The 26,908-nt window shown below is 67.1% G+C and carries 30 protein-coding genes, 1 tRNA gene and 1 pseudogene; all 32 read left to right on the forward strand.

All coding sequences use genetic code 11. The annotated features are described in order from the left end of the window. Positions 1 to 1,191 (forward strand): annotated as a pseudogene (tuf, locus tag CR938_RS06180) (elongation factor Tu). A 99-nt stretch (positions 1,192 to 1,290) separates the two neighbouring features. After that, a tRNA-Trp gene (locus CR938_RS06185) sits at positions 1,291 to 1,366 on the forward strand. A gap of 62 nt (positions 1,367 to 1,428) precedes the next feature. Beyond that, positions 1,429 to 1,839, forward strand: a complete 411-nt coding sequence (gene secE, locus CR938_RS06190) for a preprotein translocase subunit SecE (protein WP_162124165.1) — start codon at positions 1,429 to 1,431, stop codon at positions 1,837 to 1,839. Between the two features lie 13 nt (positions 1,840 to 1,852). Beyond that, positions 1,853 to 2,410 carry a transcription termination/antitermination protein NusG gene (nusG, locus tag CR938_RS06195; RefSeq protein WP_162124166.1) on the forward strand — a complete coding sequence of 186 codons (558 nt, stop codon included), beginning with the start codon at positions 1,853 to 1,855 and terminating at the stop codon, positions 2,408 to 2,410. A gap of 203 nt (positions 2,411 to 2,613) precedes the next feature. Further along, positions 2,614 to 3,042, forward strand: a complete 429-nt coding sequence (gene rplK / locus CR938_RS06200) for a 50S ribosomal protein L11 (protein WP_162124167.1) — start codon at positions 2,614 to 2,616, stop codon at positions 3,040 to 3,042. Between the two features lie 4 nt (positions 3,043 to 3,046). After that, positions 3,047 to 3,748 (forward strand): 50S ribosomal protein L1, encoded by a 702-nt coding sequence (gene rplA / locus CR938_RS06205; protein WP_162124168.1) that lies wholly within the window; start codon positions 3,047 to 3,049, stop codon positions 3,746 to 3,748. Between the two features lie 368 nt (positions 3,749 to 4,116). Next, positions 4,117 to 4,632 carry a 50S ribosomal protein L10 gene (gene rplJ, locus CR938_RS06210; protein ID WP_162124169.1) on the forward strand — a complete coding sequence of 172 codons (516 nt, stop codon included), beginning with the start codon at positions 4,117 to 4,119 and terminating at the stop codon, positions 4,630 to 4,632. 54 nt (positions 4,633 to 4,686) lie between these two features. After that, positions 4,687 to 5,061: a 50S ribosomal protein L7/L12 gene (gene rplL / locus CR938_RS06215; protein WP_162124170.1), complete on the forward strand. Its 375-nt coding sequence runs from the start codon at positions 4,687 to 4,689 to the stop codon at positions 5,059 to 5,061. 261 nt (positions 5,062 to 5,322) lie between these two features. Next, the gene (gene rpoB, locus CR938_RS06220) at positions 5,323 to 9,474 is read left to right on the forward strand and encodes a DNA-directed RNA polymerase subunit beta (RefSeq protein WP_162124171.1); all 4,152 of its coding nucleotides are present in this window, start codon (positions 5,323 to 5,325) and stop codon (positions 9,472 to 9,474) included. An 83-nt stretch (positions 9,475 to 9,557) separates the two neighbouring features. Next, positions 9,558 to 13,784: a DNA-directed RNA polymerase subunit beta' gene (gene rpoC / locus CR938_RS06225; RefSeq protein ID WP_162124172.1), complete on the forward strand. Its 4,227-nt coding sequence runs from the start codon at positions 9,558 to 9,560 to the stop codon at positions 13,782 to 13,784. A gap of 210 nt (positions 13,785 to 13,994) precedes the next feature. After that, entirely contained in the window at positions 13,995 to 14,369 is a 375-nt protein-coding gene (rpsL, locus tag CR938_RS06230; protein WP_162124173.1) for a 30S ribosomal protein S12, read from the forward strand. A 15-nt stretch (positions 14,370 to 14,384) separates the two neighbouring features. Next, complete coding sequence (rpsG, locus tag CR938_RS06235) at positions 14,385 to 14,852, forward strand: 30S ribosomal protein S7 (RefSeq protein ID WP_162124174.1); 468 nt, start codon at positions 14,385 to 14,387, stop codon at positions 14,850 to 14,852. Positions 14,853 to 14,988: 136 nt separating this feature from the next. Continuing rightward, entirely contained in the window at positions 14,989 to 17,085 is a 2,097-nt protein-coding gene (gene fusA / locus CR938_RS06240) for an elongation factor G (protein WP_162124175.1), read from the forward strand. Between the two features lie 54 nt (positions 17,086 to 17,139). Then, positions 17,140 to 18,330, forward strand: coding sequence for an elongation factor Tu (gene tuf / locus CR938_RS06245; RefSeq protein WP_162124176.1), 1,191 nt, complete (start codon positions 17,140 to 17,142; stop codon positions 18,328 to 18,330). Between the two features lie 321 nt (positions 18,331 to 18,651). Then, positions 18,652 to 18,963 (forward strand): 30S ribosomal protein S10, encoded by a 312-nt coding sequence (gene rpsJ, locus CR938_RS06250; protein ID WP_162124177.1) that lies wholly within the window; start codon positions 18,652 to 18,654, stop codon positions 18,961 to 18,963. Between the two features lie 11 nt (positions 18,964 to 18,974). Beyond that, entirely contained in the window at positions 18,975 to 19,625 is a 651-nt protein-coding gene (rplC, locus tag CR938_RS06255; RefSeq protein WP_162124178.1) for a 50S ribosomal protein L3, read from the forward strand. A gap of 11 nt (positions 19,626 to 19,636) precedes the next feature. Then, positions 19,637 to 20,242: a 50S ribosomal protein L4 gene (rplD, locus tag CR938_RS06260; protein WP_162124179.1), complete on the forward strand. Its 606-nt coding sequence runs from the start codon at positions 19,637 to 19,639 to the stop codon at positions 20,240 to 20,242. Then, positions 20,239 to 20,538, forward strand: a complete 300-nt coding sequence (gene rplW, locus CR938_RS06265; protein ID WP_162124180.1) for a 50S ribosomal protein L23 — start codon at positions 20,239 to 20,241, stop codon at positions 20,536 to 20,538. Before rplD ends, rplW begins: the two co-directional genes overlap by 4 nt. 10 nt (positions 20,539 to 20,548) lie before the next feature. Next, positions 20,549 to 21,376 (forward strand): 50S ribosomal protein L2, encoded by an 828-nt coding sequence (rplB, locus tag CR938_RS06270; RefSeq protein ID WP_162124181.1) that lies wholly within the window; start codon positions 20,549 to 20,551, stop codon positions 21,374 to 21,376. Between the two features lie 6 nt (positions 21,377 to 21,382). Then, positions 21,383 to 21,649 carry a 30S ribosomal protein S19 gene (gene rpsS / locus CR938_RS06275; RefSeq protein WP_162124182.1) on the forward strand — a complete coding sequence of 89 codons (267 nt, stop codon included), beginning with the start codon at positions 21,383 to 21,385 and terminating at the stop codon, positions 21,647 to 21,649. A gap of 12 nt (positions 21,650 to 21,661) precedes the next feature. Continuing rightward, a complete protein-coding gene (rplV, locus tag CR938_RS06280) occupies positions 21,662 to 21,997 on the forward strand; it encodes a 50S ribosomal protein L22 (protein ID WP_162124183.1) in 336 nt (111 codons plus the stop codon). A 1-nt stretch (position 21,998) separates the two neighbouring features. Further along, positions 21,999 to 22,724, forward strand: coding sequence for a 30S ribosomal protein S3 (gene rpsC / locus CR938_RS06285; RefSeq protein ID WP_162124184.1), 726 nt, complete (start codon positions 21,999 to 22,001; stop codon positions 22,722 to 22,724). 5 nt (positions 22,725 to 22,729) lie between these two features. Next, positions 22,730 to 23,143, forward strand: coding sequence for a 50S ribosomal protein L16 (gene rplP / locus CR938_RS06290; protein ID WP_162124185.1), 414 nt, complete (start codon positions 22,730 to 22,732; stop codon positions 23,141 to 23,143). Then, positions 23,143 to 23,331: a 50S ribosomal protein L29 gene (gene rpmC / locus CR938_RS06295; protein WP_162124186.1), complete on the forward strand. Its 189-nt coding sequence runs from the start codon at positions 23,143 to 23,145 to the stop codon at positions 23,329 to 23,331. The genes rplP and rpmC overlap by 1 nt, the downstream gene beginning before the upstream one ends. Before the next feature lie 12 nt (positions 23,332 to 23,343). Continuing rightward, entirely contained in the window at positions 23,344 to 23,610 is a 267-nt protein-coding gene (rpsQ, locus tag CR938_RS06300; RefSeq protein WP_162124187.1) for a 30S ribosomal protein S17, read from the forward strand. Positions 23,611 to 23,624: 14 nt separating this feature from the next. Continuing rightward, a complete protein-coding gene (gene rplN / locus CR938_RS06305; protein ID WP_162124188.1) occupies positions 23,625 to 23,993 on the forward strand; it encodes a 50S ribosomal protein L14 in 369 nt (122 codons plus the stop codon). Positions 23,994 to 24,009: 16 nt separating this feature from the next. Beyond that, entirely contained in the window at positions 24,010 to 24,327 is a 318-nt protein-coding gene (gene rplX, locus CR938_RS06310; RefSeq protein ID WP_162124189.1) for a 50S ribosomal protein L24, read from the forward strand. 11 nt (positions 24,328 to 24,338) lie between these two features. Beyond that, entirely contained in the window at positions 24,339 to 24,881 is a 543-nt protein-coding gene (gene rplE / locus CR938_RS06315) for a 50S ribosomal protein L5 (protein ID WP_162124190.1), read from the forward strand. An 11-nt stretch (positions 24,882 to 24,892) separates the two neighbouring features. Next, positions 24,893 to 25,198 (forward strand): 30S ribosomal protein S14, encoded by a 306-nt coding sequence (rpsN, locus tag CR938_RS06320; RefSeq protein ID WP_162124191.1) that lies wholly within the window; start codon positions 24,893 to 24,895, stop codon positions 25,196 to 25,198. 186 nt (positions 25,199 to 25,384) lie between these two features. Further along, positions 25,385 to 25,783, forward strand: a complete 399-nt coding sequence (gene rpsH, locus CR938_RS06325; protein ID WP_162124192.1) for a 30S ribosomal protein S8 — start codon at positions 25,385 to 25,387, stop codon at positions 25,781 to 25,783. A gap of 19 nt (positions 25,784 to 25,802) precedes the next feature. After that, positions 25,803 to 26,330: a 50S ribosomal protein L6 gene (rplF, locus tag CR938_RS06330; RefSeq protein ID WP_162124193.1), complete on the forward strand. Its 528-nt coding sequence runs from the start codon at positions 25,803 to 25,805 to the stop codon at positions 26,328 to 26,330. A 74-nt stretch (positions 26,331 to 26,404) separates the two neighbouring features. Further along, the gene (gene rplR / locus CR938_RS06335; protein ID WP_162124194.1) at positions 26,405 to 26,761 is read left to right on the forward strand and encodes a 50S ribosomal protein L18; all 357 of its coding nucleotides are present in this window, start codon (positions 26,405 to 26,407) and stop codon (positions 26,759 to 26,761) included. Positions 26,762 to 26,908 lie beyond the last annotated feature (147 nt).

The raw sequence follows: 26,908 nt of genomic DNA on the forward strand, positions 1-26,908 counted from the left end.
ATGTCCAAGGGTAAGTTCGAGCGCACCAAGCCCCACGTGAACGTGGGCACGATTGGCCACGTGGACCACGGCAAGACCACGCTGACGGCCGCGCTGACCAAGATCGGCGCCGAGCGTTTCGGTGGCGAGTTCAAGGCGTACGACCAGATCGACGCGGCGCCGGAGGAGAAGGCGCGCGGCATCACGATCTCGACGGCGCACGTGGAGTAGGAGTCGCCGACCCGGCACTACGCGCACGTGGACTGCCCGGGTCACGCCGGCTACGTGAAGAACATGATCACCGGTGCCGCGCAGATGGACGGCGCGATCCTGGTGGAGTCGGCGGCTGACGGCCCGATGCCGCAGACCCGCGAGCACATCCTGCGGGCGCGCCAGGTGGGCGTGCCGTACATCGGGGGCTTCCTGAACAAGGGGGACATGGTGGACGACGCCGAGCTGCTGGAGCTGGTGGAGATGGAGGTCCGCGAGCTGCTGAGCAAGTACGACTTCCCGGGCGACGACACCCCGATCATCAAGGGTTCGGCGCTGAAGGCGCTGGAGGGCGACCAGTCGGAGATCGGCGTGCCGGCGATCATCAAGCTGGTGGACGCGCTGGACACCTACATCCCGACCCCGGAGCGCGACGTTGACAAGCCGTTCCTGATGCCGGTCGAGGACGTGTTCTCGATTTCGGGTCGTGGCACCGTGGTGACCGGCCGCATCGAGCGCGGCGTGATCAAGGTGGGCGACGAAGTCGAGATCGTCGGCATCCGTCCGACCCAGAAGACCACGGTCACCGGCGTGGAGATGTTCCGCAAGCTGCTGGACCAGGGTCAGGCGGGCGACAACGCGGGTCTGCTGCTGCGCGGCACCAAGCGTGACGAGGTGGAGCGTGGCCAGGTGCTGGCCAAGCCGGGCACGATCACCCCGCACACCGACTTCGAGGCGGAGGTGTACGTGCTGTCGAAGGACGAGGGCGGCCGCCACACCCCGTTCTTCAAGGGTTACCGTCCGCAGTTCTACTTCCGCACCACGGACATCACCGGCACGGTGAACCTGCCGGAGGGCGTGGAGATGGTGATGCCGGGCGACAACGTGAAGATGACGGTGTCGCTGATCAACCCGGTGGCCATGGACGAGGGTCTGCGCTTCGCCATCCGCGAGGGCGGCCGCACCGTCGGCGCCGGCGTGGTGTCCAAGATCCTGAAGTAAGCCCCTGCGGATGCCGGCGACGCGTTCGCCGGAAGCGCGAAGGGCGGGCCGGAACCTCGGTCCGCCTTCGCCGTCTAAGGGAAGAGATGGACCGGATACACGCCAGTAGCTCAATTGGCAGAGCAGCGGTCTCCAAAACCGCAGGTTGGGGGTTCGAGTCCCTCCTGGCGTGCCACTTCCCGGACTGTTCCTGGGTGGCCCGGCACGGCCGGTAACGGAAACGAGAGCGACAGCGACTTGAACAGCAAGATCGACCCGGCGCAGTCCGCCACCAGTGGTGGCGATATCGTCAAGTACGCCGTCTCGGCGCTGCTGGTGCTGGGCGGTCTGTTCGTCTGGTTCTGGTTCGGCGCCCCCGAACGCGCCGCCCAGCTGGGCTGGGCCAGTCAGCTGCGCGGGCTGGCGGTGGCCGCCGGCCTGGTGCTGGGCGCGCTGGTGTTCCTGGCCACGGCCAAGGGGCGCGGCGTGCGCGACTTCCTCGGGGAGTCGCGCTTCGAACTTCGCAAGGTGGTGTGGCCGACCCGGCAGGAAACCACCCGCATGACCTGGGTCGTGATCGCCGTGGTGGTGATCCTGAGCCTGATCCTGGCTGGCTTCGATTTCTTCATTAAGTGGGCGATCGAGCTGTTCCTGAACTTCGGCCGCTGAGGAGAACGCCGCTGTGAAGCGCTGGTACGTGGTCCACGCCTATTCCGGTTTCGAGAAGTCCGTCGCCCAGGCGCTGCGCGAGCGGATCGCCCGTCATGGCATGCAGGACAAGTTCGGCGAGGTCCTGGTGCCGACCGAGGAAGTGGTCGAGATGCGCTCCGGCCAGAAGCGCCGCTCCGAGCGCAAGTTCTTCCCGGGCTACGTCCTGGTCCAGATCGAGACCCACGACGAGAACGGCATCCCCCGGATCGACAACGACTGCTGGCACCTGGTCAAGGAGACCTCCAAGGTGATGGGCTTCATCGGCGGCACCGCCGACCGCCCGCTGCCGATCCGCGACGAGGAGGCCGACGCCATCCTGCAGCGCGTGCAGGAGGGTGTGGAGAAGCCGCGCCCGAAGGTGCTGTTCGAGCCGGGCCAGATGGTCCGCGTCATCGACGGTCCGTTCAACGACTTCAACGGCGTGGTCGAGGAAGTCAACTACGAGAAGAGCCGCCTGCGCGTGGCGGTGCTGATCTTCGGCCGTTCCACCCCGGTGGAGCTGGAGTTCGGCCAGGTCGAGAAGGCCTGAACCTGAACAGGCGCGGCCCACGGGCCGCCCTGGGCGTGATACACTACACGGCTTTCCCGCCCCGGGGCGGCCGCAACCGTCCCCGGCCGCCGACCTGGCGGCCTTTTGCGCGATGGGGCGGGTGGTTTACGCGACGCCGGGACGCGTGATTTTCCCGGAACGATGGGGAGCCTGACAGGCGCTAGCACCCGGAGATCATTGAAATGGCAAAGAAAGTTGTCGGTTACATCAAGCTGCAGGTGAAGGCCGGCCAGGCCAACCCCAGCCCGCCGGTGGGTCCGGCCCTGGGCCAGCGCGGCCTGAACATCATGGAGTTCTGCAAGGCGTTCAACGCCGCCACGGCCAAGATGGAGCCGGGTCTGCCGATCCCGGTGGTCATCACGGCCTACTCCGACCGTACCTTCACGTTCGTCACCAAGACCCCGCCGGCCACCATCCTGCTGAAGAAGGCCGCGGGCATCACCTCCGGTTCCAAGCGCCCCAACACCGAGAAGGTGGGCAAGGTCACCCGCAAGCAGCTCGAGGAAATCGCCAAGGCGAAGGAGCCCGACCTGACCGCGGCCGACCTGGAGGCGGCGGTTCGTACCATCGCGGGCTCGGCCCGTTCGATGGGTCTGGTGGTGGAGGGCTGAGAACATGGCACTGAGCAAGCGACAGAAGGCGATCAAGGCGGCCGTCGAGCCGGGCAAGGCGTATCCGATCGACGAGGCCCTGAAGATCCTCAAGAGCTTCACCAAGGCCAAGTTCGTCGAGTCCGTCGACGTGGCCGTGCGCCTGGGCGTGGACGCCAAGAAGTCCGACCAGCAGGTCCGCGGCTCCACCGTGCTGCCGGCCGGCACCGGCAAGAGCGTGCGCGTGGCGGTGTTCTGCCCGCCGGGCGCCAAGGCCGATGAGGCCCTGGCCGCCGGCGCCGACGCCGTGGGCATGGAGGACCTGGCCGAGAAGATGCAGGCCGGCGACCTGAATTACGACGTGGTCATCGCCACCCCGGACGCCATGCGCGTGGTCGGCAAGCTGGGCCAGGTGCTGGGTCCGCGCGGCCTGATGCCGAACCCGAAGGTCGGCACCGTGTCCCCGAACCCGGCCGAGGCGGTGAAGAACGCCAAGTCGGGCCAGGTGCGCTACCGCACCGACAAGGCGGGCATCATCCACGCCACCATCGGCAAGATCGATTTCGGCGACGAGGCCCTGAAGTCCAACCTGCAGGCCCTGCTGCAGGACCTGATCAAGGCCAAGCCCGCCACCGCCAAGGGCACGTACCTGCAGAAGATCTCGCTCAGCTCCACCATGGGCCCGGGCGTGACCGTCGACCAGGCTTCGCTGTCCCTGACCAAGTAACCGTTCCACCCCGCCCGGCCGCGCGGCCGGGTGGGCATGTTTTGAGGGCAGTCGTCCCGGCCCGCCGGGGCGACAGCCGTCAAAGACCGCAGGCGCGGTCGCCGTACACCGACGACGGGCACGGAAGCTCGCTCTGGCATGGAATCGCCGTCGGTGCCGCGGAAGCCGCTTAATCGGGCCCGCCAGGGCCTGGCCTGCGCAGATGGTGCCGCCTTCTGGAAGTTTTCCCGGTACGACCGACACGCTCGGGACTCCGGATCAGCAAGGCCAGCACCGGGATGCGTCCCGCATCCCCGGCGCGCAGGGAAGGGCGCCGCCGAGGACCGCAAGCGGCAGGAGCCGCGAGCGGAGTTCAAAAGAGGAGTGTTATGGCTCTCAATCTGTCCCAGAAGAAGGAAGTCGTCGCCGAACTGGCCGACGTCGCCGCCAAGGCGCACTCCCTGATCGCAGCCGAGTACGCAGGCACCACGGTCGACCAGATGACCGCGATGCGCAAGAAGGCCCGCGAGACCGGCGTGTATCTGAAGGTCGTGAAGAACACGCTGGCCGCACGTGCCGTCGAAGGCACGGAGTACGAGTGCGCCAAGGACGCGCTCGTGGGCCCGCTGCTGTACGCCTTCTCGCTCGAGGAGCCCGGTGCCGCCGGCCGGCTGATCAAGGAGTTCGCCAAGAGCAACGACAAGCTGAAGCCGAAGGTGGTCGCCATGGGCGGCCAGCTGTATCCGGTCAGCCATGTCGAGGTCCTGGCGTCGCTGCCGACCCGCGAACAGGCCCTGGCCATGCTGGCCCGCGTCCTGGCCGAGCCGGCCGCCATGTTCGCCCGCGCGGTCAAGGCCGTCGCGGACAAGCAGGGCGAGCAGGCCCCGGCCGAAGCCGCGGCGTAAGGCGCGCGCGACGACACCAACCCCTTTCAAGAAAACATTCAGAAGGTAATCACTATGTCCCTTACCAACGAGCAGATCGTCGAAGCCATCGCCGGCAAGACCCTGATGGAAGTGATGGAGCTGGTCAAGGCCATCGAGGAGAAGTTCGGCGTCTCCGCCGCCGCCCCGGTCGCCGTGGCCGCCGGCCCGGCCGCCGCCGCGGGCCCGGCCGAGGAGCAGACCGAGTTCACCGTCGTCCTGAAGGCCGCCGGCGACAAGAAGGTCGAGGTGATCAAGGCCGTCCGCGCCATCACCGGCCTGGGCCTGAAGGAGGCCAAGGACCTGGTCGAGGGCGCCCCGAAGGAGGTCAAGGAGGGCGTGTCCAAGGAAGACGCCGAGAAGTTCAAGAAGGAACTGGAAGCCGCTGGCGCCACCGTCGAGCTCAAGTAAGCGGTACCTTGCGTCGCCGGCCTACTCTGGCGATGCGCGAAGGCTGGGGGCGAAAGCCCCCGGCCTTTGGTCGTTCCGGGAGCAACCGCTCCCGGACGGTCCGGAACACCTGAAAACCCAGCTTCCCGGAGGAGCTGGTAGTCGGAAGTAGCGGGAGATGGCGTGCTGGTGCCGGCAATACCAGCGACTACCGACTGACAGCTTCATGTTTCCCCACGGGTCCGCGGACGCGCGGCCCGCCCTGCCAAAGGTGGTAGACCCATGACGTCGTATTCGTTCACCGAGAAGAAGCGCATCCGCAAGGACTTCGGCAAGCAGCGCTCGATCCTGGAGGTGCCGTTCCTGCTGGCCATCCAGGTCGATTCCTACCGCGAGTTCCTGCAGGCGGATGTCGACCCCGCCAAGCGCGAGGACAAGGGGTTGCACGCCGCCCTGAAGTCGGTGTTCCCGATCACCAGCTACAGCGGCAACGCCGCGCTGGAGTACGTCGGCTACAAGCTGGGCGAGCCGGTGTTCGACGAGCGCGAGTGCCGCAACCGCGGCCTGTCCTACGGTGCGCCGCTGCGCGTGACCGTGCGCCTGGTGATCTACGACAAGGAGTCGTCCACCAAGGCCATCAAGTACGTCAAGGAGCAGGAGGTCTACCTCGGCGAGATCCCGCTGATGACCGAGCACGGTACGTTCATCGTGAATGGCACCGAGCGCGTCATCGTCTCGCAGCTGCACCGCAGCCCGGGCGTGTTCTTCGACCACGACCGCGGCAAGACCCACAGCTCGGGCAAGCTGCTGTACAGCGCCCGCATCATCCCGTACCGCGGCTCCTGGCTGGACTTCGAGTTCGACCCGAAGGACGCCCTGTACACCCGCATCGACCGCCGCCGCAAGCTGCCGGTGACGATCCTGCTGCGCGCCCTGGGCTACTCCAACGAGGAGATGCTGCGCGCCTTCTTCGAGATCAACACCTTCCACATCCTGCCGGAGGGTGTGCAGCTGGAGCTGGTGCCGGAGCGCCTGCGCGGCGAAACCCTGAACTTCGACCTGTCCGACGGCGAGAAGGTCATCGTCGAGGCCGGCCGCCGCATCACCGCGCGCCACGTGCGCCTGCTGGAGCAGTCGGGCATCACCGCGCTGGCGGTGCCCGACGAGTACCTGCTGGGCCGCATCCTGGCCCACGACGTGGTCGACCCGAACACCGGCGAGCTGCTGGCCGCCGCCAACGACGAGATCAGCCAGGAGCAGCTGGAGGCCTTCCGCAAGGCCGGCATCGCCAGCGTCGGCACGCTGTGGGTCAACGACCTCGACCGCGGCCCGTACCTGTCCAACACCCTGCGCATCGACCCGACCCGCACCCAGCTCGAGGCGCTGGTCGAGATCTACCGCATGATGCGCCCGGGCGAGCCGCCGACCAAGGAGGCGGCCCAGAACCTGTTCCACAACCTGTTCTTCACCTTCGAGCGCTACGACCTGTCGGCCGTGGGCCGGATGAAGTTCAACCGCCGCGTGGGCCGCAAGGAAGTCACCGGCCCGGCGGTGCTGTACGACTACAAGTACTTCTCCGAGCGCAACGACGAGGAGTCCAAGGCGCTGGTGGCCCAGCAGGGCGAGACCTCCGACATCCTGGAGGTGCTGCGCGTCCTGACCGAGATCCGCAACGGCCGCGGCACGGTGGACGACATCGACCACCTGGGCAACCGCCGCGTGCGCTCGGTCGGCGAGATGGCCGAGAACGTGTTCCGCGTGGGCCTGGTCCGCGTCGAGCGCGCGGTCAAGGAGCGCCTGTCCATGGCCGAGTCCGAGGGGTTGACCCCGCAGGAGCTGATCAACGCCAAGCCGGTGGCGGCCGCGATCAAGGAGTTCTTCGGCTCCTCGCAGCTGTCCCAGTTCATGGACCAGAACAACCCGCTGTCGGAGGTCACCCACAAGCGCCGCGTCTCGGCGCTGGGCCCGGGCGGCCTGACCCGCGAGCGCGCCGGCTTCGAGGTGCGCGACGTGCACCCGACCCACTACGGCCGCGTCTGCACCATCGAGACCCCGGAAGGCCCGAACATCGGCCTGATCAACTCGCTGGCCGTGTTCGCGCGCACCAACAAGTACGGCTTCCTCGAGACACCGTACCGCAAGGTGGTCAACGGCCGCATCACCGACGAGGTCGAGTACCTGTCGGCGATCGAGGAGAACGACTACGTCATCGCCCAGGTGGACGCCGCCCACGACAAGGACGGCTACCTGACCGACGCCTTCGTGCCGTGCCGCTACCAGGGCGAGTCGCTGCTGAAGCCGGCGTCCGAGATCCACTACATGGACGTCTCGCCGATGCAGACCGTGTCGGTGGCCGCGGCGCTGGTGCCGTTCCTGGAGCACGACGACGCCAACCGCGCGCTGATGGGCGCCAACATGCAGCGCCAGGCGGTGCCGACGCTGCGCGCCCAGACCCCGCTGGTGGGTACCGGCATCGAGCGCGCCGTGGCGCGCGACTCGGGCGTGACCGTGATCGCCAGGCGCGGTGGCGTGGTCGAGCAGGTGGACGCCGGCCGCATCGTGGTCAAGGTGAACGAGGGGGAGATCTCCGGCGAGCAGGATGCCGGCGTCGACATCTACACCCTGACCAAGTACACCCGTTCCAACCAGAACACCTGCATCAACCAGCGTCCGCTGGTGCACGTGGGTGACGTGGTGGCGCGCGGCGACGTGCTGGCCGACGGCCCCTCGACCGACATCGGCGAGCTGGCGCTGGGCCAGAACATGCTGATCGCGTTCATGCCGTGGAACGGCTACAACTTCGAGGACTCGATCCTGCTGTCCGAGCGCGTGGTGCAGGAGGACCGCTACACCACGATCCACATCGAGGAGCTGACCTGCGTGGCCCGCGACACCAAGCTGGGCCCGGAGGAGATCACCGCCGACATCCCGAACGTGTCCGAGCAGGCCCTCAGCCGCCTGGACGAGTCGGGCGTGGTGTACATCGGCGCCGAGGTGCGTGCCGGCGACATCCTGGTGGGCAAGGTCACGCCGAAGGGCGAGAGCCAGCTGACCCCCGAGGAGAAGCTGCTGCGCGCCATCTTCGGCGAGAAGGCCTCCGACGTTAAGGACAGCTCGCTGCGCGTGCCGCCGGGCATGGACGGCACCGTCATCGACGTGCAGGTCTTCACCCGCGACGGCATCGAGAAGGACAAGCGCGCCAAGCAGATCGAGGAAAACGAGATCAAGCGCGTCAAGAAGGACTTCGACGACCAGTTCCGCATCCTGGAGGCGGCGATCTACGCGCGCCTGCGCTCGCAGATCGTGGGCAAGGTCGCCAACGGCGGCCCGGGCCTGAAGAAGGGTGACACCATCACCGACGCCTACCTGGACGGCCTGAAGAAGTCCGACTGGTTCCTGCTGCGCATGAAGGACGAGGAGGCCGCCGAGGCCATCGAGCGCGCGCAGAAGCAGATCCAGGCGCACGAGAAGGAGTTCGAGAAGCGCTTCGCCGACAAGCGCGCCAAGATCACCCAGGGCGACGACCTGGCCCCGGGCGTGCTGAAGATGGTGAAGGTGTTCCTGGCGGTGAAGCGCCGCATCCAGCCGGGTGACAAGATGGCCGGCCGCCACGGCAACAAGGGTGTGGTGTCCAACATCGTGCCGGTGGAGGACATGCCCTACATGGCCAACGGCGAGACCGTGGACATCGTGCTCAACCCGCTGGGCGTGCCCTCGCGCATGAACATCGGCCAGGTGCTCGAGGTCCATCTGGGCTGGGCCGCCAAGGGTCTGGGCAAGCGCATCCAGGAGATGCTGGACGCCAAGGCCAATGTCGCCGAGCTGCGCCAGTTCCTGGACAAGATCTACAACCACGACCGGAAGCTGATGGGCGAGCGCGTGGACCTGTCGCAGTTCTCCGACGAGGAGCTGCTGAACATGGCCCGCAACCTCACCGACGGCGTGCCGATGGCCACCCCGGTGTTCGACGGCGCCAGCGAGGAGGAGATCAAGTACATGCTCGACCTGGCCGGCCTGCCGTCCAGCGGCCAGACCACGCTGTACGACGGCCGCACCGGCGAGGCGTTCGACCGCCCGGTCACGGTCGGCTACATGCACATGCTGAAGCTGAACCACCTGGTCGACGACAAGATGCACGCCCGTTCGACCGGTCCGTACTCGCTGGTCACCCAGCAGCCGCTGGGCGGCAAGGCGCAGTTCGGCGGCCAGCGCTTCGGCGAGATGGAGGTCTGGGCGCTCGAGGCGTACGGCGCGGCCTACACCCTGCAGGAGATGCTGACGGTGAAGTCCGACGACGTGCAGGGCCGCAACCAGATGTACAAGAATATCGTCGACGGTAACCACGAGATGGTCGCGGGCATGCCGGAGTCCTTCAACGTGCTGGTGAAGGAGATCCGGTCGCTGGCCATCAACATGGAGTTGGAGGACGAGTAAGGCGAACGGCGCGGCGCGCGACAGCGCGGCCGCGCCCCCACCGAACCGCCACCGACCGCCTTTACTCCTGACGGAGACAAGAAATGAAAGACCTGCTCAACCTCTTCAACCAGCAGCGCCAGACGCTGGACTTCGACGCGATCAAGATCGGCCTGGCTTCGCCCGACCTGATCCGCTCCTGGTCCTACGGCGAGGTGAAGAAGCCCGAGACGATCAACTACCGCACGTTCAAGCCCGAGCGTGACGGCCTGTTCTGCGCGGCGATCTTCGGCCCGATCAAGGACTACGAGTGCCTGTGCGGCAAGTACAAGCGCATGAAGCACCGCGGCGTGGTCTGCGAGAAGTGCGGCACCGAGGTCACCCTGGCCAGGGTCCGTCGCGAGCGCATGGGCCACATCGACCTGGCCTCGCCGGTCGCGCACATCTGGTTCCTGAAGTCGCTGCCGTCCCGCATCGGCCTGATGCTGGACATGACCCTGCGCGACATCGAGCGCATCCTGTACTTCGAGGCCTACGTGGTCACCGAGCCGGGCCTGACCCCGCTCGAGCGCCGCCAGCTGCTGACCGAGGAGCAGTACCTGCAGGCCCGCCAGGAGCACGGCGACGACTTCGACGCCGCCATGGGCGCCGAGGCCATCTACGAGCTGCTGCGCACCATCGACCTGCAGGCCGAGATGGCCCGCCTGCGCGAGGAGATCGCCGCCACCGGTTCGGAGACCAAGCTCAAACGCCTGACCAAGCGCATCAAGCTGATCGAGGCGTTCATCGAGTCCGGCAACCGCCCGGAGTGGATGGTGCTGACCGTGCTGCCGGTGTTGCCGCCGGACCTGCGCCCGCTGGTTCCGCTGGACGGCGGCCGCTTCGCGACCTCCGACCTGAACGACCTGTACCGCCGCGTCATCAACCGCAACAACCGCCTGCGCCGCCTGCTGGAGCTGAATGCTCCGGACATCATCGTGCGCAACGAGAAGCGCATGCTGCAGGAGGCGGTCGACGCCCTGATGGACAACGGCCGCCGCGGCCGTGCCATCACCGGCACCAACAAGCGCCCGCTGAAGTCCCTGGCCGACATGATCAAGGGCAAGCAGGGCCGCTTCCGCCAGAACCTGCTCGGCAAGCGCGTGGACTACTCCGGCCGCTCGGTGATCGTGGTCGGCCCGTACCTGAAGCTGCACCAGTGCGGCCTGCCGAAGAAGATGGCGCTGGAGCTGTTCAAGCCGTTCGTGTTCGCCAAGCTGCAGCGCCACGGCCTGGCCACCACGATCAAGGCCGCCAAGAGGCTGGTCGAGCGCGAGGAGCCGGAGGTCTGGGACATCCTCGAGGAGGTCATCCGCGAGCATCCGGTGCTGCTGAACCGCGCTCCGACCCTGCACCGCCTGGGCATCCAGGCGTTCGAGCCGGTGCTGATCGAAGGCAAGGCCATCCAGCTGCACCCGCTGGTGTGCACCGCGTTCAACGCCGACTTCGACGGTGACCAGATGGCCGTGCACGTCCCGCTGAGCCTGGAGGCCCAGCTGGAGGCGCGCGCCCTGATGATGTCCACCAACAACATCCTGTCGCCCGCCAACGGCGAGCCGATCATCGTGCCGTCGCAGGACGTGGTGCTCGGCCTGTACTACATGACCCGCGCCCTCGAGAACAAGAAGGGCGAGGGCATGGTGTTCGCCAACGTGGCCGAGGTGAAGCGCGCCTACGACAACCGCGTGGTCGAGCTGCACGCCAAGGTCAAGGTGCGCATCACCGAGACCCAGATCGACGGGAACGGCAACCGCGAGAAGAAGACCTCGATCGTGGACACCACGGTCGGCCGTGCCCTGCTGGCCGAGATCCTGCCGGAGGGCCTGCCGTTCTCGCTGGTCAACACCGAGCTGACCAAGAAGAACATCAGCCGCCTGATCAACTCCTGCTACCGCCGCCTGGGCCTGAAGGACACGGTGGTGTTCGCCGACCAGCTGATGTACACCGGCTTCGCGTTCGCAACCCGCGCCGGCGTGTCCATCGGCATCGACGACATGCTGATCCCGGCCGAGAAGAAGACCATCCTGGCCGAGGCCGAGCAGGAGGTGCTGGAGATCCAGGAGCAGTACCAGAGCGGTCTGGTCACCGCCGGCGAGCGCTACAACAAGGTGGTCGACATCTGGTCGCGCACCAACGAGCGCATCGCCAAGGCGATGATGGACACCATCGGCACCGAGCGCGTGGTCAACGCCAAGGGCGAGGAGGTCGTGCAGAAGTCGATGAACTCGCTGTTCATCATGGCCGACTCCGGCGCCCGTGGTTCGCAGGCGCAGATCCGCCAGCTGGCCGGCATGCGCGGCCTGATGGCCCGCCCGGACGGCTCGATCATCGAGACGCCGATCAAGGCCAACTTCCGCGAAGGCCTGAACGTGCAGGAGTACTTCAACTCCACCCACGGCGCCCGCAAGGGCCTGGCCGACACCGCGCTGAAGACCGCCAACTCCGGTTACCTGACCCGCCGCCTGGTCGACGTGGCCCAGGACGTGGTGGTGACCGAGCACGACTGCGGCACCCACGCCGGCCTGACCATGACCGCGATCGTCGAGGGTGGCGACGTGGTCGAGGCGCTGAAGGACCGCGTGCTGGGCCGTGTCGTGGCCGAGGACGTGTTCCTGCCGGGCAACGACGAGGACCCGATCGTCACCCGCAACACCCTGCTGGACGAGGTGTGGGTGCAGAAGCTGGAGGACGCCGGCGTGCAGTCGGTGAAGGTCCGCTCGACCATCACCTGCGAATCGCCGTTCGGCGTGTGCGCGCTGTGCTACGGCCGCGACCTGGCCCGTGGCCACCTGGTCAACATCGGCGAGGCGGTCGGCGTCATCGCCGCCCAGTCGATCGGCGAGCCGGGCACGCAGCTGACGATGCGTACCTTCCACATCGGTGGCGCCGCTTCGCGTGCCGCCGCGGTGGACAGCATCACGGTCAAGACCACCGGCTCGATCAAGTTCAACAACCTCAAGACCGTCGAGCACTCCAGCGGCCACCTGGTGGCGGTGTCGCGCTCGGGCGAAATCTCGGTGCTCGACCCGCACGGCCGCGAGCGCGAGCGCTACAAGCTGCCGTACGGTGCCACCATCTCGGTCAAGGACGGCGCCGAGGTCAAGGCCGGCCAGACCGTGGCCAACTGGGATCCGCACAACCACCCGATCGTTTCCGAGGTCGCGGGCTTCGTCCGCTTCGTGGACTTCGTCGACGGCGTCACCGTCATCGAGAAGACCGACGAGCTGACCGGCCTGGCTTCGCGCGAGATCACCGATCCCAAGCGCCGCGGCTCGCAGGGCAAGGACCTGCGCCCGCTGGTGCGCATCGTCGACGCCGACGGCAACGACCTGAACATCCCGGGCACCGACCTGCCGGCGCAGTACCTGCTGCCGCCGCGCTCGATCGTGAACCTGCAGGACGGCGCCCCGGTGGGCGTGGGCGACGTGGTCGCCAAGATCCCGCAGGAGGCGTCCAAGACCCGTGACATCACCGGTGGTCTGCCGCGCGTGGCCGACCTGTTCGAGGCGCGCAAGCCGAAGGATCCGGCGATCCTGGCCGAGCGCTCGGGTGTGGTCAGCTTCGGCAAGGACACCAAGGGCAAGCAGCGCCTGATCATCAAGGACGCCGACGGCGGCGAGCACGAGGAGCTGATCCCGAAGTACCGCCAGATCATCGTGTTCGAAGGCGAGCACGTGACCAAGGGCGAGATCATCGTGGACGGCGAGCCGAGCCCGCAGGACATCCTGCGCCTGAAGGGCGTCGAGGACCTGGCCGCGTACCTGGTCAAGGAGATCCAGGACGTGTACCGCCTGCAGGGCGTGAAGATCAACGACAAGCACATCGAGGTCATCACCCGCCAGATGCTGCGCAAGGTCGAGATCACCGACCCGGGCGACAGCAAGTTCCTGGCCGGCGAGCAGGTGGAGAAGCAGCGCGTGCTGGAGGAGAACGCCCGCCTGGCCGCCCGCGGCGAGACCCCGGCCAAGTTCGAGCCGGTGCTGCTGGGCATCACCAAGGCCTCGCTGGCGACCGAGTCGTTCATCTCCGCGGCCTCCTTCCAGGAGACCACCCGCGTGCTGACCGAGGCGGCCGTCCGCGGCACCCGCGACACCCTGCGCGGCCTGAAGGAGAACGTCATCGTCGGCCGCCTGATCCCGGCGGGTACCGGCCTGGCGTACCACAACCGCCGCCGCCGCACGGCCTCCGGTCTCACGGAGTCTGAGATGGAGACCCTGGCCGGCGGCTCCACTGAGGCGGCCACGGCCGAGGCCGAGGCCCCGGCGGCGGGCGAGGAACAGGCTCCGGAGTGATCCGGGGCGGGGCGGCGGCAGGAGGCCGCCGCCCGGGCCGGGGGCGCGGAGGACCGCCCCCGGCGCCGCCCCAGGGACGGGGAAGCCGGTTGACGCTGTTTCTGGCCGGCCGCTATACTTTCCTGTCTCGGCAGGCCGTCCTTCGGCCTGCCGTCGTTTTCACGTTCCGGCTCCGGTCAAAGCGGGGCCCCAAGCAGAAGAACCTTACCAATGGCGACGATCAACCAGCTGGTCCGCAAGCCGCGGCAGGCGGCCACATACAAGAGCGCCTCGCCGGCACTGGAGAAGTGCCCGCAGCGCCGCGGCGTGTGCACCCGCGTGTACACCACCACCCCGAAGAAGCCGAACTCGGCCCTGCGTAAGGTCGCCAAGGTGCGCCTGACCAACGGCTACGAGGTCATCTCGTACATCGGTGGCGAGGGCCACAACCTGCAGGAGCACTCCGTCGTCCTGATCCGCGGTGGCCGCGTGAAGGACCTGCCGGGTGTGCGTTACCACACCGTCCGCGGCTCGCTCGATGCGGCCGGCGTGACCAAGCGTCGCCAGGGCCGTTCGAAGTACGGCGCCAAGCGCCCGAAGAACTGATCGAGGAAGCCCGAAATGTCCCGCAAAGGTTCCACCCCGCAGCGCGCCGTCCTGCCCGATCCGAAGCACGGCAGCGAAACCATCGCCCGCTTCATCAACATGGTGATGAAGAACGGCAAGAAGTCCATCGCCGAGAGCATCGTCTACGGCGCCATGGACGTGATCGGCGAGAAGAATCCGAACCCCATCGAGCTGGTGCAGAAGGCGCTGGACAACGTCGCCCCGACGGTCGAGGTCAAGTCCCGCCGCGTCGGCGGCGCCACCTACCAGGTGCCCGTCGAGGTCCGTGCCTCCCGCCGCCTGGCCCTGGCCATGCGCTGGGTGATCGAGTCGGCCCGCAAGCGCGGCGAGAACTCCATGGCCCGCAAGCTGGCCGCGGAGCTGCTCGACGCCTCCGAGAACCGCGGTGGCGCGATCAAGAAGCGCGAGGAAACCCACCGCATGGCCGAGGCCAACAAGGCCTTCGCGCACTACCGCTGGTGACCGCCGCGGGCCCGTCCCGGGCCCGTGACGCCCAGCCCCGGGGAGGCGCGGCCCAGGTCCGCGCCCTCCGTCGTTAGGAGCCCGGCGCCGCGCGCCGCTCCTTCACCCGAAAAGCCATAGCAAACGAGAGGCTCCCGTGGCCCGTACCACTCCCATCGAGCGTTACCGCAACTTCGGCATCATGGCGCACATCGATGCCGGCAAGACCACGACGTCGGAGCGCATCCTGTTCTACACCGGCAAGAGCCACAAGATCGGCGAGGTGCACGAAGGCGCCGCGACGATGGACTGGATGGAGCAGGAGCAGGAGCGCGGCATCACCATCACTTCCGCGGCCACCACGGCCTTCTGGAAGGGCATGGACCAGTCCCTGCCGGAGCACCGCTTCAACATCATCGACACCCCGGGCCACGTGGACTTCACCATCGAGGTGGAGCGTTCGCTGCGCGTGCTGGACGGCGCGGTGTTCGTGCTGTGCGCGGTCGGCGGCGTGCAGCCGCAGTCCGAGACCGTGTGGCGCCAGGCCAACAAGTACAAGGTGCCGCGCATCGCGTTCGTCAACAAGATGGACCGTACCGGCGCCAACTTCTACAAGGTCCGCGACCAGCTGAAGACCCGCCTGGGCGCCTTCCCGGTGCCGATGCAGGTGCCGATCGGTGCCGAGGACGCCTTCGAGGGCGTCGTCGACCTGGTCAAGATGAAGGCCATCTACTGGGATCCGGCGTCCCAGGGCCTGAAGTTCGAGTACCGCGACATCCCGGAGGAGCTGAAGGCCCAGGCCGAGGAGGCGCGTTCGTTCATGGTCGAGTCCGCCGCCGAGGCCAGCGAGGAGCTGATGGACAAGTACCTCAACGAGGGTGACCTGTCCGAGGCCGACATCCTGGCCGGCCTGCGTGCGCGCACGCTGAAGACCGAGATCGTGCCGATGTTCTGCGGCTCGGCGTTCAAGAACAAGGGCGTGCAGGCCATGCTGGACGGCGTGGTGCACCTGCTGCCGTCGCCGGTCGACCTGCCGCCGGTGCGCGGCGTCGACATGAACGACGAGACCAAGGAGCTGACCCGCGAGTCCTCCGACAAGGCCCCGTTCGCGGCGCTGGCCTTCAAGATCATGACCGACCCGTTCGTCGGCTCGCTGACCTTCTTCCGTGTCTACTCCGGCACCCTGAGCGCCGGCGACCAGGTGCTGAACTCGGTCAAGGGCAAGAAGGAGCGCATCGGCCGCCTGCTGCAGATGCACGCCAACCTCCGCGACGAGATCAAGGAGGTGCTGGCCGGCGACATCGCCGCGGCCGTGGGCCTGAAGGACGTCACCACCGGTGACACCCTGTGCGCCCAGGACGCGCCGATCGTGCTGGAGCGCATGACGTTCCCCGAGCCGGTGATCTCCATGGCGGTCGAGCCGAAGACCAAGTCCGACCAGGAGAAGATGGGCATCGCCCTGGGTCGCCTGGCGCAGGAGGACCCGTCGTTCCGCGTCCGCACCGACGAGGAGTCCGGCCAGACCATCATCTCGGGCATGGGCGAGCTGCACCTGGACATCATCGTCGACCGCCTGAAGCGCGAGTTCAACGTCGAGGCCAACGTCGGCAAGCCGCAGGTCGCCTACCGCGAGACCATCCGCAAGCCGGTCCGCCAGGAAGGCAAGTTCGTCCGCCAGTCGGGCGGCAAGGGCCAGTACGGCCACGTCATCCTGGAGATCGAGCCGCAGGAGCGCGGCGCCGGCTACGTGTTCGAGAACGCGATCGTCGGCGGCGTGGTGCCGAAGGAATACATCCCGGCGGTGGACAAGGGCATCCAGGAGGCCATGGCCAACGGCGTGCTCGCCGGCTATCCGGTCGTGGACGTCAAGGTGCGCCTGGTGGACGGTTCGTACCACGACGTCGACTCGTCGGAAATGGCGTTCAAGATCGCCGCCTCGATGGGCTTCAAGGAAGGCTTCAACAAGGCCGACCCGGTGCTCCTCGAGCCGATCATGAAGGTCGAGGTCGTCACCCCCGAGGAGTACCTGGGTGACGTGATGGGCGACATCAGTCGTCGCCGCGGCATCCTGCAGGGCCAGGACGAGAGCCCGTCGGGCAAGGTGATCAACGCCATGGTCCCGCTGGGCGAGATGTTCGGCTACGCGACCTCGCTGCGTTCGATGTCGCAGGGCCGCGCCACCTTCACCATGGAGTTCGATCACTACGCCGAGGCGCCGGCCAACGTCGCCGAGGCCGTGGTCAAGAAGAACTGAGTCGGCGGGCCGACTCCACCTTAACAGCCTCAAAATCACGGGATACACAAGACTATGTCCAAGGGTAAGTTCGAGCGCACCAAGCCCCACGTGAACGTGGGCACGATTGGCCACGTGGACCACGGCAAGACCACGCTGACGGCCGCGCTGACCAAGATCGGCGCCGAGCGTTTCGGTGGCGAGTTCAAGGCGTACGACCAGATCGACGCGGCGCCGGAGGAGAAGGCGCGCGGCATCACGATCTCGACGGCGCACGTGGAGTACGAGTCGCCGACCCGTCACTACGCGCACGTGGACTGCCCGGGTCACGCCGACTACGTGAAGAACATGATCACCGGTGCCGCGCAGATGGACGGCGCGATCCTGGTGGTGTCGGCGGCTGACGGCCCGATGCCGCAGACCCGCGAGCACATCCTGCTGGCGCGCCAGGTGGGCGTGCCGTACATCGTGGTCTTCCTGAACAAGGCGGACATGGTGGACGACGCCGAGCTGCTGGAGCTGGTGGAGATGGAGGTCCGCGAGCTGCTGAGCAAGTACGACTTCCCGGGCGACGACACCCCGATCATCAAGGGTTCGGCGCTGAAGGCGCTGGAGGGCGACCAGTCGGAGATCGGCGTGCCGGCGATCATCAAGCTGGTGGACGCGCTGGACACCTACATCCCGACCCCGGAGCGCGACGTTGACAAGCCGTTCCTGATGCCGGTCGAGGACGTGTTCTCGATTTCGGGCCGCGGCACCGTGGTGACCGGCCGCATCGAGCGCGGCGTGATCAAGGTGGGCGACGAAGTCGAGATCGTCGGCATCCGTCCGACCCAGAAGACCACGGTCACCGGCGTGGAGATGTTCCGCAAGCTGCTGGACCAGGGTCAGGCGGGCGACAACGCGGGTCTGCTGCTGCGCGGCACCAAGCGTGACGAGGTGGAGCGTGGCCAGGTGCTGGCCAAGCCGGGCACGATCACCCCGCACACCGACTTCGAGGCGGAGGTGTACGTGCTGTCGAAGGACGAGGGCGGCCGCCACACCCCGTTCTTCAAGGGTTACCGTCCGCAGTTCTACTTCCGCACCACGGACATCACCGGCACGGTGAACCTGCCGGAGGGCGTGGAGATGGTGATGCCGGGCGACAACGTGAAGATGACGGTGTCGCTGATCAACCCGGTGGCCATGGACGAGGGTCTGCGCTTCGCCATCCGCGAGGGCGGCCGCACCGTCGGCGCCGGCGTGGTGTCCAAGATCCTGAAGTAATTCAAGGACTTGCAAGGCCGCCCCTGGCTGGGTCGGGGCGGCCCTACCGCGAAAAGAGGCACAGGAGGTGCCTCGTGTTCGCCGGACAGGGAAGGGTCGCGTGACGAATACGCGTTGGCAGCCTGCGGGCTGTTGACGCTATGCTTTACGCGTTCTATACTCTTCCGTCTGGGCAGGCCGCTTGCCGGTCTGCCCGCGCTTTTCGGGGCCGGGCAACCGGCCCCGGCCCGGTGGCCCCTGGTGGCCGGGCGAATGGACCATTTTTCGGGGCAGGCATCCCAGAGGCCGGGCCCGTCGCTCTTTTAACGAAGGAACTCCGTCATGGCGGACCAAAAGATCCGGATTCGGCTCAAGGCGTTCGATCACCGTCTGATCGACCGCTCGGCCAGCGAGATCGTCGAGACGGCCAAGAGGACCGGCGCGCAGGTGCGTGGCCCGATCCCGCTGCCGACCAAGATCGAGCGTTACACCGTTCTCGTCTCCCCGCATACCGACAAGGATGCGCGCGACCAGTACGAGACCCGCACGCACAAGCGCGTGCTCGACATCGTCGACCCCAACGACAAGACCGTGGACGCGCTGATGAAGCTTGAGCTCGCGGCCGGTGTCGACGTCCAGATCAAGCTCGCCTGAGGACTGCCGACATGACGAAGAAGTATTCGTTGGGTCTGGTCGGCCGCAAGGCCGGCATGAGCCGCGTCTTCACCGAGGATGGCCGCTCCATCCCGGTGACCCTGATCGAGGCGACCCCCAACCGCATCACCCAGATCAAGACCGTCGAGAACGACGGCTACAGCGCCATCCAGGTGACCGCCGGCACCCGCCGCGCGTCGCTGCTGACCAAGCCGGTGGCCGGTCACTACGCCAAGGCCAAGGTCGAGCCGGGTCGCGGCCTGTGGGAGTTCCGCGTTGCCGACGACAGGATCGGCGACTTCACCGTGGGCGGCGAGATCAAGGCCGACATCTTCGAGGTGGGCCAGAAGGTCGACGTCCAGGGCGTGACCAAGGGCAAGGGCTTCCAGGGCACGATCAAGCGCCACAACTTCACCATGGGCGACGCCAGCCACGGCAACTCGCTGAGCCACCGCGCTCCGGGTTCGATCGGCCAGCGCCAGACCCCGGGTCGCGTGTTCCCGGGCAAGAAGATGGCCGGCCACATGGGTGCCGAGGTCCAGAGCGTCCAGAACCTGGAAGTGGTGCGCGTGGACGTCGAGCGCGGCCTGATCGCCGTCCGCGGCGCCGTCCCGGGTGCTCCGGGTGGTGACGTGATCGTGCGCCCGGCGAGCAAGGCGTAAGGAGAATCACGATGGAACTCACCATTACGGGTAGCGGCAACACCCTGTCGGTCTCCGACGCCGTGTTCGGCCGTGAATTCAGCGAGGACCTGGTGCACCAGGTCGTGGTGGCCTACCAGGCCGCCGCCCGTGCCGGCACCAAGGCGCAGAAGAGCCGCGCCGAGGTCAACGGCACCACCAAGAAGTCCAAGCGGCAGAAGGGTGGGGGCGCCCGCCACGGCGCCCTGACGGCCCCGATCTTCGTCGGCGGCGGCCGGGCCTTCGCGGCCAAGCCGCGCAGCTTCGTGCAGAAGGTCAACCGCAAGATGTACCGCGCCGCGATCAGCGCGATCCTGTCCGAGCTGAACCGGCAGGGCCGCCTGAAGGTCGTCGAGTCGTTCGACGTCGACGCCCCGAAGACCAAGGGCCTGGTCGCGAAGCTGGCCGGTTTCGAGGTGGGCCAGCGCCCGCTGATCGTCACCGAGAATGCCTCCGAGAACCTGTTCCTGGCCGCCCGCAACCTGCCGTACGTGCAGGTCCGCGACGTGCAGGGTCTGGATCCGGTGTCGCTGGTCTGCGCCGATTCGGTGCTGATCACGGCCGAGGCGGTCAAGAAGATCGAGGAGTGGCTGGCATGAGCGCCAACGAGAAGATTTTCAGCGTGCTGCGCGCTCCGCGCGTGTCGGAGAAGACCGTGCGCCTGCAGGAAGCCAGCAACCAGTACGTGTTCGAGGTTTCGAGCGACGCCACCAAGGCCGACGTCAAGGCGGCGGTGGAGCAGCTGTTCGACGTCAAGGTCGAGGCCGTCAACGTCGTCAACGTGAAGGGCAAGAACAAGTCCTTCCGCTTCCGTGCCGGCCGCCGCGGCGACTGGCGTAAGGCGTACGTGCGCCTGGCCGAGGGCCAGAGCATCGACGTGTCCGCCAAGGCCTGAGGGTGATCCCATGCCATTGATGAAGTTCAAGCCCACTTCCCCCGGCCGCCGCTCCGCGGTCCGCGTGGTCACGCCGGACCTGCACAAGGGTGCGCCGTACGCCCCGCTGGTCGAGAAGAAGAGCAAGACCGGCGGCCGCAACCACCACGGCCGCATCACCACCCGCCACATCGGTGGCGGCCACAAGCACCATTACCGCCTGATCGACTTCAAGCGCAACAAGGAAGGCATCGCGGCGCGCGTCGAGCGGATCGAGTACGACCCGAACCGCACCGCCCACATCGCCCTCCTGTGCTACGCCGACGGTGAGCGCCGTTACATCATCGCCCCGAAGGGTCTGAAGGCGGGCGACCAGGTGATCGCGGGCTCCGACGCCCCGATCCGCGCCGGCAACACCCTGCCGCTGCGCAACATCCCGGTCGGCACCACGGTGCACTGCGTCGAGCTGAAGCCGGGCAAGGGCGCGCAGATCGCCCGCGCCGCCGGCGCCGGCGTGCAGCTGGTGGCCCGCGAGGGCGCCTATGCGCTGCTCCGCCTGCGTTCGGGCGAGATGCGCAAGGTGCCCGCCGAGTGCCGCGCCACCATCGGCGAGGTCGGCAACGACGAGCACAATCTGGAGAAGCTGGGTAAGGCCGGCGCCAAGCGTTGGCGCGGCGTGCGTCCGACCGTCCGCGGTGCGGCGATGAACCCGGTTGACCACCCGCACGGTGGTGGTGAGGCCAAGGCCGGCCAGGGTAACCCGCATCCGGTCACTCCGTGGGGTGTCCCGACCAAGGGTTACAAGACGCGCAAGAACAAGCGCACTCAGCAGTTCATCGTCCGCGATCGTAGGGGCTAATCGACCATGCCACGTTCCCTCAAGAAAGGCCCGTTCGTCGATCACCACCTCCTCAAGAAGGTGGAGGCCGCGGGCGGCACCAAGAAGCCGATCAAGACCTGGTCGCGCCGTTCCATGATCCTGCCGGAAATGGTGGGGTTCACCATCGCCGTGCATAACGGCAAGAACCACGTTCCGGTGCTGATCAACGAGAACATGGTCGGCCACAAGCTCGGCGAGTTCGCCATCACCCGGACCTTCAAGGGTCACGGCGGCGACAAGAAGTCGAAGTAAGGAGAGATGACCATGGAAGCGAAAGCCATCCTGCGCACCGCGCGCATCTCCCCGCAGAAGGCTCGACTGGTCGCCGACCAGGTGCGCGGCCTGCCGGCCGAGCGCGCCGTCAACCTGCTGAAGTTCTCCGAGAAGAAGGCCGCGGCGCTGATCAAGAAGGTGGTCGAGTCGGCCATCGCCAACGCTGAGAACAACCTGGGCGCCGACATCGACACCCTGAAGGTCAAGACCATCATGGTGGACGAGGGTCCGACCCTGAAGCGCTTCATGGCCCGCGCCAAGGGCCGCGGTACCCGCATCCTCAAGCGCACCAGCCACATCACTGTCGTCGTGGGAGAGGGCAAGTAATATGGGTCACAAAGTTCATCCCACGGGCATCCGCCTTGGCATCGCCAAGGACTGGAATTCGAAGTGGTACGCCGACAAGGGCGAGTATGCCAAGTACCTGGCGGCCGACCTGAAGGTGCGTGAGCTGCTGCGCAAGAAGCTGGCCCAGGCCGGCATCAGCCGCATCCTGATCGAGCGTCCGGCCAAGACCGCGCGCGTGACCATCCACACCGCCCGTCCGGGCGTGGTGATCGGCAAGCGCGGCGAGGACATCGAGAAGCTGCGCAAGGAGGTCTCGGAGGTGATGGGCGTCCCGGCGCACATCAACGTCACCGAGGTCCGCAAGCCGGAGCTGGACGCCCAGCTGGTCGCCGAGTCCATCGCCCAGCAGCTGGAGCGCCGCATCATGTTCCGCCGCGCCATGAAGCGCGCCGTGGGCAACGCGATGCGCCTGGGCGCCCTGGGCATCAAGGTCAACGTCGCCGGCCGCCTGAACGGCGCCGAGATCGCCCGCTCGGAGTGGTACCGCGAAGGCCGCGTGCCGCTGCACACCCTGCGCGCGGACATCGACTACGGCTTCGCCGAGGCGCACACCACCTACGGCGTCATCGGCGTCAAGGTTTGGATCTACAAGGGCGAGATCTTCGACTTCGCCCAGGTCGGACAGGAGAAGCAGGAAGAAGCCGCCCCGCGCCAGGAGCGCGGCGAGCGCGAGCGTCCCTCCCGTCCTGCACGTGAAGCGAGGTAACGGCGATGTTGCAACCCAAGCGAACCAAGTACCGCAAGCAGCACAAGGGCCGCAACGAGGGCCTGAGCTGGAGTGCCAACGCCGTGTCCTTCGGCGAGTACGGCCTGAAGGCGACCGGTCACGGCCGCCTGACCGCCCGCCAGATCGAGGCCGCGCGCCGCACGATCAGCCGCTACGTCAAGCGTGGCGGCAAGATGTGGATCCGCGTGTTCCCCGACAAGCCGATCACCCAGAAGCCCATCGAGGTGCGTATGGGTTCCGGTAAGGGCAACGTGGAGTACTGGGTGGCCCAGGTCCAGCCCGGTCGCATGATCTATGAAATCGAGGGTGTGCCCGAGGAGACCGCCCGCGAGGCGTTCCGCCTGGCCGCGGCGAAGCTCTCGGTCACCACCACCTTCGTGACCCGGACGGTGCGCTAATGGCTACGATCAAGGAACTCCGCGAAAAGTCGGCCGACGAGCTGAAGGGCCACCTGCTCGACCTGCGCAGGGAGCAGTTCTCCCTGCGCATGCAGCAGGCGACCGGCCAGCTGTCGAAGACCCACGAAATCCGCCGGGTGCGCCGCGAAATCGCGCGCGTGAAGACCCTGCTCGGCAGCAACAAGTAAGGGATCGCCGCGATGAGCGAGAACAACAGCAAGCCGCTGCGCACGATCGAAGGTCGTGTGATCAGCAACAAGATGGACAAGACGGTCACCGTCCTGGTGGAGCGCCAGGTCAAGCATCCGCTGTACGGCAAGTACATCAAGCGCTCGACGAAGCTCCACGCGCACGACGCGGACAACAGCTGCAAGGAAGGCGACGTCGTCCGCGTGACCGAGGTCGCGCCGATCTCGAAGACCAAGAACTGGCGCGTGGTTGAAATCGTCACCCGCGCGGCCGAATAAGGGAGATCTGAATCATGATCCAGATGCAGAGCTACCTCGACGCCGCCGACAATTCGGGCGCCAAGGAACTGATGTGCATCAAGGTGCTCGGCGGTTCCAAGCGCCGCTACGCGGGTATTGGCGACATCATCAAGGTGACCGTCAAGGACGCGATTCCGCGCGGCAAGGTGAAGAAGGGCGAGGTCTACGACGCCGTGGTGGTGCGCACCCGCAAGGGCGTGCGCCGTCCGGACGGCTCGGTGATCCGCTTCGACGGCAACGCCGCCGTGCTGCTGAACAACAAGCAGGAGCCGATCGGCACCCGCATCTTCGGGCCGGTTACCCGTGAGCTGCGTTCCGAGAAGTTCATGAAGATCGTCTCGCTCGCGCCTGAAGTGCTCTGAGCGGAGGAAGGCAGACATGGCAAACCGCATCAAGAAGGGCGACACCGTCGTCGTCATCGCCGGCAAGGACAAGGGCAAGCAGGGCGAGGTCATCAAGGTGGACGGCGACCGTGTGGTCGTCTCCAACGTGAACCTGGTCAAGCGGCACACCAAGCCGAACCCGCAGGCGGGCATCGCCGGCGGCGTGGTCGAGCGCGAGGCCTCGATCCACATTTCCAATGTGATGCCGCTCAACCCGGCCACCGGCAAGGGCGAGCGCATCGGGTACAAGATCCTGGAGGATGGACGCAAGATTCGTGTGTTCCGCTCCAGCGGTGAGGCGCTCGACGCCTGAGGAATGAAGTCATGACCACGCGGCTCGAAAAGTTCTACAAGGAAGAGGTGGTGCCGGCTCTGATGAAGAAGTTCGGCTACGCCAATCCGATGGAGGTCCCCCGGCTCGTCAAGATCACGCTGAACATGGGCGTGGGCGAGGCCGCCAGCAACAAGAAGGTGCTGGAGAACGCCATGGCCGACATGGCCAAGATCGCCGGCCAGAAGCCGGTGGCCACCAAGGCCCGCGTTTCCGTGGCGTCGTTCAAGATCCGTGACGGCTGGCCCATCGGCTGCAAGGTCACCCTGCGCCGCGACCGTATGTTCGAGTTCCTGGACCGCCTGATCAACGTCGCGCTGCCGCGCGTGCGCGACTTCCGCGGCGTGTCCGGCCGTGCCTTCGACGGTCGCGGCAACTACAACATGGGCGTGAAGGAGCAGATCATCTTCCCGGAGATCGACTTCGACGCGGTCGACGCTCTCCGCGGCATGGACATCGCCATCACGACCACCGCCAAGACCGACGCCGAAGCCAAGGCGCTGCTCGAGGCGTTCAAGTTCCCGTTCCGCAACTAAGGGCTAGACACATGGCAAAGACCTCGATGGTCAACCGCGAAGCGAAGCGGGAGAAGCTGGCCAGGAAGTACGCGGCCAAGCGCGAGGCCCTGAAGAAGGTGATCTCGAGCCAGACCGCCTCGTACGAGGAGAAGATGGAGGCGGCCGCCAAGCTGCAGAAGCTGCCGCGCGACTCCTCGCCGTGCCGCCAGCGCAACCGCTGCGAGATCTCGGGCCGTCCGCGCGGCGTCTACCGCAAGTTCGGCCTGGGCCGCAACATGCTGCGCCAGGCGACCATGCGCGGCGACGTGCCGGGCCTGCGCAAGGCCAGCTGGTAACACCGGGCAGGGCGGCCCCGGCCGCCCGCCAGGCAGCTCCACCCGGATGCCGGCCCCCAAGGGCCGGTTCTTCGGCTATAATCCCGCGCTTCCGCCTCGGTGCCGGGAGCCGGCAAAGGCCCTGGCCTCTCCCAGGACAACCCAGAAGTTCGCGAAAGCGGATATCGGTGCACTCAAGGAACCACTATGAGCATGACTGATCCCATCGCCGACATGCTGGTCCGCATCAAGAATGCGGCCGCGGTCGGCAAGCCGGCGGTGAAGCTGCCTTCCTCCAAGATCAAGCTCGCCATCGCCAACGTCCTGAAGGACGAGGGCTATGTGAGCGACGTTCGCGTCATCAAGGGCGAGAACAACAAGGCCGAACTGGAGATCGTGCTGAAGTACTTCGAGGGCCGTCCGGTCATCGAGCAGCTGCAGCGCGTGTCGCGTTCCGGCCTGCGCCAGTACCGCGGCAAGAACGAGCTGCCGAAGGTGCTCGGCGGCCTCGGCGTGGCCATCATCTCCACCTCCAATGGCATCATGACCGACGCGCAGGCGCGTCGCGCCGGCATCGGCGGCGAAGTCCTGTGCTACGTGGCCTGATCGAAGGAGTACGACGACAATGTCCCGCGTAGCCAAGAAGCCGATCGCCCTGCCGAAGGGCGTCGAACTGAACATCCAGCCCGAGAGCGTCAGCGCCAAGGGCCCGAAGGGCATGCTGAGCCTGGCCAAGCCGGCCGGCGTGCAGATCACCGTCCAGGACGGCCAGGCCGTCCTGTCCGCGAACGACCCGTCGCTGATCCCGATGGCCGGCACCGTGCGCGCCATCCTGGCGAACATGGTCAAGGGCGTGTCCGAGGGCTTCGAGCGCAAGCTCGAGCTGGTGGGCGTGGGTTACCGTGCCGCGATGCAGGGCAAGGACCTGAGCCTGTCGCTGGGCTTCTCCCACCCGGTCATCTTCAAGGCGCCGGAGGGCATCACCCTGTCCACCCCGAGCCAGACCGAGATCGTGGTGCAGGGCGCCGACAAGCAGCGCGTCGGTGAAGTCGCGGCCAAGATCCGCGCCTTCCGTCCGCCGGAGCCGTACAAGGGCAAGGGCGTGAAGTACTCCGACGAAGTCATCATCCGCAAGGAAGCCAAGAAGGCCTAATCCGGGGCCGCGGCTCCGGGCCCCCGGCCCGGGGCCACCCGGCGACGCCGATCCGCTTCCACGAGGTAACCAACATGAGCATCAAGAACGACGCCCGTCTGCGCCGCGCCAAGGCCACCCGCGCGCACATCCGCAAGCTCGGCGTTCCGCGCCTGTCGGTGCTGCGCACCGGCCAGCACCTGTACGCCCAGCTGTTCACCGCCGACGGCTCCAAGGTCATCGCCGCGGCGAACACGCTGCAGGCCGAGGTGAAGGAGGGCCTGAAGAACGGCAAGAACACCGAGGCCGCGGCCAAGGTCGGCCGCATCATCGCCGAGCGTGCCAGGGCCGCGGGCATCGAGAAGATCGCCTTCGACCGTTCGGGCTACCGTTACCACGGGCGCATCAAGGCCCTGGCCGACGCGGCCCGCGAGGGCGGCCTGCAGTTCTGATTCCGCGGGCTCGCTTCGGGCCCGTCCTGCCGGCGCAGGTGGCGCCGGGCGCCGCCTCCCTTCTGCGGAGGCGTGTCGCTCCACCGCGGTAGACCAACAACAACAAGCGGCCCGAGCCGTACATATCCAACAACCAAGGAATTCGAC

Origin of the sequence: Pseudoxanthomonas taiwanensis (genome assembly GCF_010093135.1) — a bacterium.
Lineage (GTDB): Bacteria > Pseudomonadota > Gammaproteobacteria > Xanthomonadales > Xanthomonadaceae > Pseudoxanthomonas > Pseudoxanthomonas taiwanensis.